Consider the following 11,744-nt stretch of genomic DNA (forward strand, 5'->3'; position numbering starts at 1 on the left):
TTACTTATTTCCTTTCAGCCGTTTTACAAATTTCTCCAGCCTGCCAAGCGCTACCTTCAAATCCTCCAGGGAATAGGCGTAAGAAATCCTCAGATAACCCTCTCCGCAGTCTCCGAACGCACTTCCCGGCACTACGGCTACCCGTTCTTCCGCCAGAAGCTTTTCGGCAAATTCCTCAGAAGTCATACCAAATTCCTTAATACATGGAAATACATAAAATGCACCAAACGGCTCAAAGCACGGCAGCCCCATCTCCTGAAACGCATGCATCAGGAAACGGCGGCGGCCATTGTACGCCATCCGCATTTCCTGTACATCGCCGTCCCCGTTTCTCAAAGCCTCTACTGCCGCATACTGGCTGGTAGTCGGCGCGCTCATGATGGCAAACTGATGTACTTTAGTCATCTGGGCAATGATTTCTGACGGGGCGCACGCATAGCCCAGCCGCCATCCGGTCATGGCATAAGCCTTGGAAAATCCATTCATCGTCACGGTACGCTCCCGCATCCCCGGCAGGCTTGCGATGGAAACGTGGTCAGTGTCATATGTCAGCTCCGCATAAATCTCATCCGACAGCACAAAAATATCTTTTTCAATAATTACTTCTGCAATTGCCTCCAAATCTTCCCTGCGCATCACCGCGCCTGTCGGGTTGTTAGGGAATGGCAGCACCAGTAATTTCGTCTTATCCGTAATTGCCCCCAACAGTTCCTCCTTCGTCAGCCGGAACTGGTTCTCATTCTTCAGTTCAATCACCTTCGGCACGCCTCCCGCCAGCACTGCGCAGGGCAGGTACGATACAAAAGAAGGCTGAGGAATCAGTACCTCGTCGCCCGGGTTCAACATCACCCTCATCGCCAAGTCAATGGCTTCGCTGCCGCCCACCGTAACCAATGTTTCCCTGTTGGGATCATACGTAACGCCGCAACGCCTTTTTAAATAGTTACAGATTTCTACACGGAGCTCTTTCAGCCCTGCATTTGATGTGTAAAAGGTACGCCCTTTTTCCAGGCTGTAGATTCCCTCGTCGCGGATATGCCACGGGGTATCAAAGTCCGGCTCACCCACGCCGAGAGATACCACATCCTCCATCTCACTGGCGAGGTCAAAGAATTTTCGGATACCGGAGGGCTGTATGCCCATCACTTTATCTGCAATCGGATTTCTCATGGCGTCACCAGCATCCTTTCATCTTTATTTTTCTTCGCAAAAATCGTCCCGTGGTCTTTATATTTTTTTAGTATAAAATGCGTAGCGGTGGACAGTACGGTATCCAGCGTGGACAGTTTATCCGACACAAAGCTTGACACTTCCCGCAGCGTTTTCCCTTCCAGAATGACCATCAAATCATATCCTCCGGAAATCAGGTATACGGACTTCACTTCAGGATAATTGTAAATGCGCTCTGCAATTGAGTCAAATCCCTGCCCCCTCTGCGGCGTCACACGCACCTCAATCAGAGCCGTCACTTTCTCCGCCCCGGTCTTGTCCCAGTCAATCATCGTATGATAACCGCATATTACCTGCTCCTGCTCCATTTCACTGATTTCATTTGCCACCGTCACCTCATCGGACCCAAGCATCACCGCCAGCTCTTTCAGATTGATACGGCTGTTTTTCTCAATAAACGTTAATATCTGATCTCTCATTCTATCCCTTCCCTTCTGTTCACCTTATACATTTCATCCCTCTGCGGTCTGTCAAGGAATCTTTTATTCCCGGCATTCCATAAAATCCTGTCATTTCCCTTTGTCATCCTTCCGATAACTGCCGTCGGGATATCCTGATGCGAAAGCTCCTCTGCCAGCGCTGCCCCATCCCTGGCAGCTATCAGAAAGCTTCCCCCTGAAAGCACATTGTAGGGGTTTATATCGAAATATTCACAGATTTCTATCGTTTCCTGCCGCACGGGTATTTTCCTCAAATCCACTTCCAATCCGGACTCCATCTGTTCCGCAAGATTCCAGAGAGCAGTAAAAATCCCCCCTTCCCCCAGCGGGCAGACCCCGTCCGGCTGAAAGCGGCTAACCGCTCGCGCATCCTCCGGAATGGAAATGCTTCTCTGCATCCCGGCTGCCGCATGTACAAACGCCGCCGGAAAACGCTGCAGCAGTTCTTCTTTCCTGTCATGCGCCAGCATCACCGCAGCTTCCATGCCAATCCATTTTGTTACAATCAAATCCATCTTTTCATCCTTCTCATAACAATCACTTTATCAAAAATCTGTCCAAAGTTATCTTACTACTTCGTTACGATACGTAGCTGTTACAAAAAAACAGTAATTTAGTATCAAATTGCAGTTCTCCCCCGCTTCCCCGATGCATGATGCACTTGAAGTCCAAACGGTATTCAAAACGGTGCGCCTAAAAGCCGCACCGCCTGACACTTCTCCAAAAATATTTTATCCTACAAGTCCACCGACGGGATATCTATCAAATCATCAGGAACCGGAGGGTCAACTACCGGCTCTGACGCCGGGGGCTCCTGCTGCGCGGGAGTTTCCTGCTGTGCCGGAGTCTCCTGCTGCTCAGGCGTTTCCTGCTGCGCCTGGCTTTCCGACTGCTGCTGGCTCTCTGACTGCTGCGTATCGTCACCGGAACCGCCCTGGCTGTTCCCGGCGCCGCCCGCGATAATATTTTGTACCGCCGCCAAATCATTGTTCGCGATGGCATTCTGAATCATCGCCACTACATTCGGGTCGGAGGAATTGACTCCCACTTCATAGGATACCGGCACTGCCTGATAAGAACTGCTGTTAACCTGCGTCTCTGTCGTCTCCCCGTTTTCCGTAACGATTTTCCAGAGCTGCGCTTCCACGCCCGTATGAGAGCTCTGTATCTGGCTGAGATATCCTACATCTGCATCTGCCTTCGGGTAAAGCTTCACACCGCTCGGCTCCGAGGTATTGGTCGTTCTGCTCACATACTCCACCGTCCGTCCCTCCGGGCGGTATTCCTTTCCGTAAACCGTAAATGTCAGCTCTCCTCCATAACCATACCCTTCTATATAAACAGGATGTTCGGTATTATTTGAAAACTGTAAATCCATCAATCCTTCCGCTATAGCGGCGTCCTTTGACGGGTCTACATAAGTGACGATCATCGTATGGTTATGCCGCTCCAGCACCTCAAGCTCTGATTTAAGCACTGCATTGTACAGAGTAGTGGAAACCTGGCAGATACCGCCGCCGTAACTGTCTACCACTTTCCCGCTCTCATAAGAAGGCGCGAGTTCATAGCCATTTTCCGCATTAAACGGCTCTACTGCCGCTGTCACCGAGAAGGAATCGCCCGGATAAAGCAGCGCCCCATTGATTTTTGACGCTCCCACTTCTACATTTGTATTCCTTTGATATGTGGAGCCATAATAAGTCGTTGCCGTTCCCAGCACATCCTTCACCTGGGACAGTTCCTCCTGGGTTCCCTTTGGTTTCTCCTCGTCAGCCTCCAACGCAATTTCTCCGCCCTTGCCGTCCCAGGATTTTTCCATATAATTATAAACTTTCTTTGTAGATTTCTCCACGTTCAGGACGATGCCCGTCACACCCGGCTCAATCACAAATTCACCATTTTCTCTGGTAAGGCTGCCGTCTTTCGCCTCACAGTCCAGTTTTTCCTTCTGCTTTTGGAGATATGATTTGATTTCTTTCTTATCCGGCTTGAACTCAAGCGCATATTTTTTATTCTGATGCTCCAGATCCTTGTTATCCTTATACCGTTTCACGATATTCCCGGATTTCCCAAGCCCCAGCGCGTCATCCACAATTTCCTTATTCGACCAGTCCATCCCCAGTTCTGCAGCGCTGGCCTCTACTTTACTGCTTCCCACCGTAAGCTTTACCTTGCTTTTCAGTTCTTTCTCAGCTTCTTCTTGTACCGCAGCTCTCGCCTCTTCCGCCGTCATGCCCGATACGTCCGTGCTTCCGATAAACACGCCTTTATTAATCGTATCCTGTGGCTCTGCCGCGCTCGCCGCCCCCCCGGAGAACGCCAGTGAAAGAGACAGCGCCCCAACTGCCAAAATTCCCGGCCGCAACCATCTTTTTTTCATTATTTACCCCTCTTTTCTAAAACCGATTTTAAAGCAGCGCCCCGTACTTTATACCAAATACGCCAGTACCATCGGCACTACCATTGCAATTACCACCAGAATGACGATTACTGACGCAATGATGCGCTTTGTCTTGCTGTCGTTAAAGTTAATCATTTCATCTCACCTCTTTATTCTTCCATAATCTCGTATGATTGTATCTATCATTCTGGACGCTTCGCTCTTTGTTAAATTATCTATAGAAACGTCCGGTTCTATTCTATGATATTTTATCAAATCATTCAAGTAAACTTTTTGTGATTTTGTTATCGGGCTGTCCTTTTTTACCTGGCAATACAACGGTGCAGGCGCAAATGCCGCCGGGGATACCAGATAAAAATCTTTTTTCAGGAATCCATAGAGCCGGCTTGCCGCGATTGCATCATCATAAGCCCTGTGACAGTGTTCTCTTTCAATCCCATAATATCCGCACAGGGACTCCAGGCTCTTTTTCTTCGGCTCCTCCATAAACTTCCTGGCAATTTTCAGCGTATCAATTCCCGTGCGCTCAAATTCTGCTCCCATATTCACAGCCGCCCTTTTGACAAAGCTGTAGTCAAAGAGAATGTTGTGCCCCAAAAGAGGCAGCTCCCCGCCAAACTCCAGAAGACCCGCTACAGCCTGCTCCACCGATGACGCGCCAGCCACCATCTCATCCGTGATTCCCGTCAGCTCTGTGATAAACGCGGGAATCTGTATTTTATGATCCACAAAGCTCTGGTACGTTTCCAGGATTTCCCCATCCTTTACCCGCGCCGCACCGATTTCCAGTATCTTATCCCGTTTTGGGTCTACGCCCGTGGTTTCTAAATCCAAGGCTATGTATTCTATGCTCATTCTCTCCTCTTTCTGACACACTTTTGCGTCATCCCTGTAATTTCATAATTCCTCTGTCAGCATTCAAAAACCTGCGCGCCTCCCCCTGCCAGCACCCACACCGCCGCATTTCCTGTCAGCGGGCTGCGGCTATGGTAGTCAAACACTACCCGGCACGGCAAAGCGCCTCCTGTTTTCAGCACATCTTCAAAAAACACCTCGCCATGCGTCATATTCATCATCTGGCGGGAAGTATACCCCTGATACCCTTTCAAATAGCGGTGATTTTCCGCCTCACTCTGGTAGAATTCCCGAAACCCTTCTCTGTAAGCTGATAAATCCTTCGCCCACGCCGGACGGCTCTTGCTGTTCTCCCTCAGATACAAATCCAAAAGCAAAAGTTCATCATACAGCGCGCCCCTCTCTGCATCCACCTCATGCGCAAAGGAACGCAGGATTTCCATCCGTCCCATCCGGGAATGGTTTCTCCCCCGAAGCCCATTTTCTTCATAATACCGGGCAAGCGCTTCAAACATCCCATATGGATGGGGAAAGCACTGCTCCAGTGCTTCCAGGACGTTCGCAAACTGGCTGCTGTTGTAGTAGACCTCCACCATCTCTTCAACCCCTTTTAATTTAAGAATCTCCTCATAGGAAATCCAACGGGTATACAAAACTTCATACGGCGGCTCCTGACGGTAAACCAACCCATACTTCCCTGCCATCTGATGCATTTTCGAGCCCTTCAGCACTTTCAGGAAACCAAGCTGAAGCTGCTGCGGAGCCATAGCATAAACTTCATTAAAAGAATGGATAAAACTCTCATAGTCTTCATAAGGGAGTCCCGCAATCAAATCCAAATGCTGATGGATATTGTTCCCCCCACGGACATACGCTGTTCTCTGCGCAAGCCTGGAAATCTCCGTTACACGTTCAATCTCCTGCAGGGTCTTTGGATTTACTGACTGCACGCCTATTTCAAGCTGTATCAGCCCCACACGCATCCCGGCAAGAATCTCCAGTTCCTCCTCATCCAGCAAATCCGCCGCGATTTCAAAGTGGAAGTTCGTAATTCCATTGTCGTGCTCCGCCAGGTAACGCCAGATAGCCTTCGCATGGCTATGGCTGCAGTTGAACGTCCTGTCCACAAACTTTACCTGCGGCACTTTCGCATCCAGGAAAAACTGCAGTTCCTGAAGCACCAGCTCCAGGCTGCGGAAACGTACCCGCTTATCTATTGAAGAAAGACAGTAACTGCATGAAAACGGACATCCTCTGCTGCTCTCATAGTAGATAATCTTATGCGCAAAGTCCTCAAGACTTTCATACACAAAAGGAATTTCATCCAAATCCATCTGTTTTGCCGGGAGATTTTCACAGATTTCCCCTGACGCCCTGCGCCAGATTAACCCTGGTATCCCCGCCAGTTCCGTCTCTGCCTCCAGCCCTCCTGCATAAATCTCCGCCAGCGCCCGGAAGCTTCTTTCCCCCTCTCCGGCCATTACACCCGCTGCCTGAGGATATTCCTGTAGAAATCTGACGGCGTCATAAGACACTTCCGGCCCCCCAGCCCAGACAGGCACCTTGGGGCAGAGCAAGTGAAAATCCCGAATCAGCCCAGCCACATATTCCCGATTCCAGATATAACAGGAAAATGCCGCCACATCCGGTTTTCTGCGGTAAATATCTGCCAAAATCTCTTCTTTCTGATGATTAATCGTATACTCTGCAATCTCCACCTGCTCCCGATACTCTCCGGCACACGCCCGCAGACAATAGACCGCCAGGTTCGAATGGATATATTTTGCATTGATTGCTATCAATAAAATCTTCATACTTTCTTCTTTCCGGCACACTTGCCGCGCCATTCCGGTAAATTTAAAGGTTTAATAAACATTCTCCTTACACGCTCCGGGCAAACTGGCTGTTATACAGCTCGGCATAGAAACCGCCTTCTGCCAGCAGCGTTTCATGGTTCCCCTGCTCAATGATATGTCCATCTTTCATCACCAAAATCACATCCGCTTCCTTAATCGTCGACAGGCGGTGCGCCACTATAAAACTCGTGCGTCCCTGCATCATCCGCGCGAAAGCTTTCTGTATCCTGATTTCCGTCCGTGTGTCGATAGACGAGGTCGCCTCATCGAGAATCAGCATCGGCGGCAGGCACAGCATCACTCGGGCAATACAAAGAAGCTGCTTCTGTCCCTGGGACAAATTACCTCCGGACTCGGAAATCTGTGTATCATAACCGTCCGGCATCCGGGAGATGAAGCCGTGGGCGTGCGCCTCCTTCGCCGCCTGAATAATTTCCTCTCTGGACGCGTCCGGCTTTCCGTAGGAAATATTTTCCGCCACCGTGCCCGCCTTCAGCCACGTTTCCTGCAGTACCATGCCGTAGTTTCTCCGCAGGCTGTCCCGAGTCAGGCTTTTTATCGGATACCCGCTCACACGGATTTCTCCCGCATCCACGTCATAAAAACGCATCAGAAGATTAATCATCGTAGTTTTCCCGCACCCGGTAGGTCCTACGATAGCAATCCGCTGTCCCGGTTTCACGTTCAGATTCAGATTCTGTATCAAAGGCGCATCCTTTTTATAAGAAAATGCCACATTTTCAAGTTCAACGCTTCCATGCACCCGCTCCGGCGTCAGAGCCAGCGCATCCGGGGCGTCCGGCGCCTGCGGCATCTCATCAATCAAATCAAAAACCCGCCCCGCGCATACCACCGCATTCTGAAACTCTGTAGCCACGCCGGAAATCTCATTAAAGGGCTTTGTATACTGATTCGCATAGCTCACAAAGCAGGAAAGCTGCCCCACGGTAAGCCTGCCCCGTATTGCCATGACCGCACCGATAATCGCTACCCCCGTAGACACCAGGTTATTCACAAACCGCGTCGAAGGATTTGTCAGCGATGAGAAAAAAATCGCCTTCAGGCTGCTGGTTCGCAGCTTTTCATTGATGGCCTGAAAACGCTGCTCCGCCTCCTTTTCATAGGAAAACGCCTTGACAATTTTCTGATTCCCCACCATCTCATCTACCAGCCCCGTCATTGCCGCACGCGCCTCAGACTGGGCGCGGAACATAGAAAATGTACGCCGTGCAATAAAGCTCGCTACAAACAGGGACATCGGCGTCATTACCACCACAAACACCGTAATCGCCACATTGATTCCCAGCATAAATCCCAGCGTCCCGAAAATCGTAATAATTCCTGTAAAAAGCTGTGAAAATCCCATCAAAAGGCCGTCAGAAAACTGATCCACATCCGCGACTACCCGGCTGATAATCTCGCCGTATTGGCGGCTGTCAATATAGCGCAGCGGCAGTTCCTCAAGATGCTCAAACGCCTGGGTACGGATATCCTTCACGACATGATACGTAATTTTATTGTTGCACAGGTTCATCAGCCACTGTGCCAGGGCAGTTGCCGCTACAACCAGAGCAAAGCGCACCAGAATGGGCAGCAGGCCGTCAAAGTCCACATTCCCTTTCCCTATCACTAAATCAATCCCACGCCCGGTCAGCACCGGGGCATACAGTGTAAGCACGACGCTTACCACTGCAAATATCAATGAAAGAATCAGCAGATGCCTGTACGGCTGAATCAGACGCAGAATTCTCCGATATATTTCTCTATTTTTTATGGAACGTTCCTTCTTCTCATTCATGACTTTTCAAGCTCCTTTTCCGAAAACTGGGACATGCAGATTTCGTGATATACCCCGCACGTCTCCAACAGTTCCCTGTGGGTTCCCAGTCCCACCTGACGGCCGTCATCCAGCACCAGAATCTGGTCTGCATCTTTAATAGACGCGGCGCGTTGGGATACGATAAATACCGTCATTCCCCGTGTCTGCGCTGCTATCGCCCGGCGCAGTTTCGCATCTGTGGCAAAATCCAGCGCCGAAGCGCTGTCGTCAAGAATCAAAATCTCCGGCTCACCCACCAACGCCCGGGCAATGGTAAGACGCTGGCGCTGCCCGCCGGAAAAATTCTTCCCGCCCTGGAGAACCATTGTCTCCAGTCCGTCCGGCTTCGCCTCTACAAACTCTTTCGCCTGAGCAATTTCCAGCGCACGGTAAATCTCATCATCCGACGCCCCCTTCTTCCCCCATTGCATATTTTCACGGATAGTTCCCGCAAACAGTACCGCGTTCTGCGGCACAATCCCTATGTTTCCACGAAGCCGTGAAAACGGATATTCCCGCACATCCACACCGTCTACCAGCACCTCGCCTGCCGACGCGTCGTAAAATCTGGGAATCAGGTTCACCACTGTACTTTTTCCCGAACCCGTACCGCCAATAATGCCGATTGTCTGCCCCCGCTTCACTTCCATGCGGATATCAGTAAGCGCATTTTTCCCGCCCTTATAAGCAAAGTCTACATGGCGGAAGCTCACTTTCATTTCCCCTTCCCGGATGTCCGTCTCACTCCCGCCTTCCTTCATCCCCGAAGCCTGGGAAAATACATCATTAATGCGCCCCGCCGATGCAGAAGCCTTCGTCACGGACACAATCAGCATCGACAGCGCCAGCAGCGCCAGCAGCACCTGAGTCATATAGTTAATCAAGGCTATCAGCCCGCCCTGGGTCAATTCCCCGGAATAAACCGTCCCGCCGCCAAGCCACAATACGACAAGAATCGCCGCATTGATAATCACATACGTCGCCGGGTTAAGCAGTGCTGAAATCTTCCCAACCAAAAGCTGCATATGCATCAGGCCCTCACTCTCCTCCCGGAAGTCCTGAATCTCATCCTCCTGCCTCGAAAACGCCCGTACAACCCTAGCGCCTGCCAGGCTCTCCCGCGTAAGGCGCAGCACCACGTCCAGACGATTCTGTACTTTTTTATACAATGGGATCGTCGCCAGCATAATTCCATAAATCACCAGGGAAAGCACCGGAACCAATACCACAAAAATCCACGCCAGCCGGGCGTTCACCACAAACGCCATCACTACCGCCCCGACAACGATAAACGGCGAGCGCAGAAATAGGCGCAGCAGCAGATTTACCCCTGCCTGTACCTGATTGATATCACTGGTAAGGCGCGTCACCAACGTAGAAGTCCCAATCATGTCCAGCTCCGTATAAGAAAAACTGTTAACATGCCGAAACAGATCCTCCCGAAGCGCCGTCCCAAAACCCGTTGCTGCTTTTGCCGCAAAATACTGCGCCGTAGCTGAGCACAGCAGCCCAAACACCCCAAAAGCCACCATCACGGCACACATCATCATAATATATCCCATATCCCTGTCTCGGATTCCCACATCCACAATCCTCGCCATAACCAGAGGCGTGAGCAGCTCAAAACATGCCTCCAGCATCTTAAACATGGGGGCGATAACGCTCTCTTTCTTATATTTCCGCAAATATCTTTTCAATTTAAACATAATCTTCTTTACCCAGCCTTGTCTCATCCAACTTTTTCCGCTATTATACAACTAATCCCCAAAAATGTATAGGGCGCTTTTATACCTTGATTATAACAATTGCGGTTTGTCGGGGAGGTTGCCGCAATTTAGAAACCATACAGCAGCTACAAGATACACATTCATCAAAAAAATTTAATTTTTTGCACATTATCTATTGACTTTATACCAGCTATATCCCTTATAGTGACTGCAAGAACAGAAAGAAAGGAGCATTTAATGAGCATCAAAGAAGCCGAAGCGCTGACAGGAATCACGAAACAGAACATCCGTTTTTATGAGAAGAAAGGCCTGCTGCATCCACACCGAAACCAGGAAAACGATTACCGCGAGTACACTGATGAGGACATAGAGACTTTGAAGAAGATTAAAATCCTGCGGAAACTTGATATCTCTCTTGAGCATATCCAGCGAATTCTGAACGGTGAAGACATGGCCTCTATCATACAGCAACAGCTCAATTTTCTATTGGAAAGGAAAAATGACCTTGATGCCGCCATCCAGATGTGCCAGTTTCTGCTTCACACTGAAATCACTTCCATGAACACCGAAAAAGTACTGCGAAAAATGGAGGACATGGAAAAGAAGGGAGGACGTTTTATGACTATCTTAAACGATTACAAAAAAGTAGCCAACGTAGAGGCAAAAAAAGAATTTTCTTTCATACCGGACAATATGGCTCTGAACCCTGCACAGTTTACAGAAGCACTCTGCAAGTATGCTTCTGACAATGACTTGAACCTGTGCATTACCCACGAGGGAATGTATCCGAAATTTGAAATTGACGGCGTAGAATATGAAGCATATCGGAGTTTCGGAAGATTCGGGGCTGTCATTACATGTGAAATGACACATCCTGAATTATTAGAAAAGGAATATGCTGACGTCCCAAAAGAAACCAGCCGCATCTACCGCATGATTCATTGGGCAATTTTTCACACGGCTATTCCCATCATAGGCTTTTTATACTTCTGGCTTGTGGGCAAAAACATTTTATTGGCTGCCTGGATGACCATTGTTTACCTGTGCATGCTCCGTTTTGGATTCAGAAGCTTCCGGGCAAGGTAAATCCTATTGGCAAAAAACAGTAGCATATCACTGTTTTTTGCCTTTTTCTATTTTAGGGGTTGACAAAGCGCTCCATGTTTGATAAGATATGGAACGTACCGTTCGAAACGGCACATATGCGCGAGTGGCTCAGTTGGTGGAGCGCGACCTTGCCAAGGTCGAGGCCGCGGGTTCGAGTCCCGTCTCGCGCTTTTTTTATGCCCCGGATTTTAAGTATTCCGGGGCTTTTATTTTCCGGAAACTATAGTATAATGATAACTGCCTGAAGCCAGGGGGCAGGTGCTGTCCTGATTATTGCAAAAATGACTCCAGGCAGTCATCACATCTACA

Annotated in this window: 9 protein-coding genes and 1 tRNA gene; 2 read left to right on the top strand and 8 right to left on the bottom strand. The window is 49.5% G+C overall.

The annotated features are described in order from the left end of the window. The 8 genes from NFR99_RS04915 to NFR99_RS04950 all read right to left on the bottom strand — a co-directional run bounded on the left by NFR99_RS04915 (position 1) and on the right by NFR99_RS04950 (position 10,307). Positions 1-1,170 (bottom strand): aminotransferase class I/II-fold pyridoxal phosphate-dependent enzyme, encoded by a 1,170-nt coding sequence (locus NFR99_RS04915; RefSeq protein WP_120480759.1) that lies wholly within the window; start codon positions 1,168-1,170, stop codon positions 1-3. Then, positions 1,167-1,649: an Lrp/AsnC family transcriptional regulator gene (locus NFR99_RS04920; RefSeq protein WP_120480760.1), complete on the bottom strand. Its 483-nt coding sequence runs from the start codon at positions 1,647-1,649 to the stop codon at positions 1,167-1,169. Before NFR99_RS04920 ends, NFR99_RS04915 begins: the two co-directional genes overlap by 4 nt. Then, entirely contained in the window at positions 1,646-2,185 is a 540-nt protein-coding gene (locus tag NFR99_RS04925) for an AIR synthase-related protein (RefSeq protein WP_251353004.1), read from the bottom strand. Before NFR99_RS04925 ends, NFR99_RS04920 begins: the two co-directional genes overlap by 4 nt. Before the next feature lie 221 nt (positions 2,186-2,406). Then, positions 2,407-4,050 carry a VanW family protein gene (locus NFR99_RS04930; RefSeq protein ID WP_120480762.1) on the bottom strand — a complete coding sequence of 548 codons (1,644 nt, stop codon included), beginning with the start codon at positions 4,048-4,050 and terminating at the stop codon, positions 2,407-2,409. 162 nt (positions 4,051-4,212) lie between these two features. Next, positions 4,213-4,926, bottom strand: a complete 714-nt coding sequence (locus NFR99_RS04935; RefSeq protein ID WP_120480763.1) for a 3'-5' exonuclease — start codon at positions 4,924-4,926, stop codon at positions 4,213-4,215. A 56-nt stretch (positions 4,927-4,982) separates the two neighbouring features. Next, entirely contained in the window at positions 4,983-6,740 is a 1,758-nt protein-coding gene (locus NFR99_RS04940) for a B12-binding domain-containing radical SAM protein (RefSeq protein ID WP_251353006.1), read from the bottom strand. A gap of 67 nt (positions 6,741-6,807) precedes the next feature. Continuing rightward, positions 6,808-8,580: an ABC transporter ATP-binding protein gene (locus NFR99_RS04945; RefSeq protein WP_251353008.1), complete on the bottom strand. Its 1,773-nt coding sequence runs from the start codon at positions 8,578-8,580 to the stop codon at positions 6,808-6,810. After that, the gene (locus tag NFR99_RS04950) at positions 8,577-10,307 is read right to left on the bottom strand and encodes an ABC transporter ATP-binding protein (protein ID WP_120480940.1); all 1,731 of its coding nucleotides are present in this window, start codon (positions 10,305-10,307) and stop codon (positions 8,577-8,579) included. The genes NFR99_RS04945 and NFR99_RS04950 overlap by 4 nt, the downstream gene beginning before the upstream one ends. Before the next feature lie 258 nt (positions 10,308-10,565). On the opposite strand from NFR99_RS04950, the gene NFR99_RS04955 reads away from it, so the two are divergent. Beyond that, the gene (locus NFR99_RS04955; RefSeq protein WP_120480765.1) at positions 10,566-11,414 is read left to right on the top strand and encodes a MerR family transcriptional regulator; all 849 of its coding nucleotides are present in this window, start codon (positions 10,566-10,568) and stop codon (positions 11,412-11,414) included. A gap of 118 nt (positions 11,415-11,532) precedes the next feature. Beyond that, a tRNA-Gly gene (locus tag NFR99_RS04960) sits at positions 11,533-11,605 on the top strand. Positions 11,606-11,744: the final 139 nt, after the last annotated feature.

The organism is Hominisplanchenecus murintestinalis, from assembly GCF_943193015.1.
GTDB classification, from domain to species: Bacteria; Bacillota; Clostridia; order Lachnospirales; family Lachnospiraceae; genus Hominisplanchenecus_A; species Hominisplanchenecus_A murintestinalis.

What these genes read in the sequence shown, in the direction of transcription:
- NFR99_RS04940 (WP_251353006.1), bottom strand. Translation starts at nt 6,740, where the DNA reads ATGAAGATTTTATTGATAGCAATCAATGCAAAATATATCCATTCGAAC.
- NFR99_RS04950 (WP_120480940.1), bottom strand. Translation starts at nt 10,307, where the DNA reads ATGTTTAAATTGAAAAGATATTTGCGGAAATATAAGAAAGAGAGCGTT.
- NFR99_RS04925 (WP_251353004.1), bottom strand. Translation starts at nt 2,185, where the DNA reads ATGGATTTGATTGTAACAAAATGGATTGGCATGGAAGCTGCGGTGATG.
- NFR99_RS04955 (WP_120480765.1), top strand. Translation starts at nt 10,566, where the DNA reads ATGAGCATCAAAGAAGCCGAAGCGCTGACAGGAATCACGAAACAGAAC.
- NFR99_RS04915 (WP_120480759.1), bottom strand. Translation starts at nt 1,170, where the DNA reads ATGAGAAATCCGATTGCAGATAAAGTGATGGGCATACAGCCCTCCGGT.
- NFR99_RS04920 (WP_120480760.1), bottom strand. Translation starts at nt 1,649, where the DNA reads ATGAGAGATCAGATATTAACGTTTATTGAGAAAAACAGCCGTATCAAT.
- NFR99_RS04930 (WP_120480762.1), bottom strand. Translation starts at nt 4,050, where the DNA reads ATGAAAAAAAGATGGTTGCGGCCGGGAATTTTGGCAGTTGGGGCGCTG.
- NFR99_RS04945 (WP_251353008.1), bottom strand. Translation starts at nt 8,580, where the DNA reads ATGAATGAGAAGAAGGAACGTTCCATAAAAAATAGAGAAATATATCGG.
- NFR99_RS04935 (WP_120480763.1), bottom strand. Translation starts at nt 4,926, where the DNA reads ATGAGCATAGAATACATAGCCTTGGATTTAGAAACCACGGGCGTAGAC.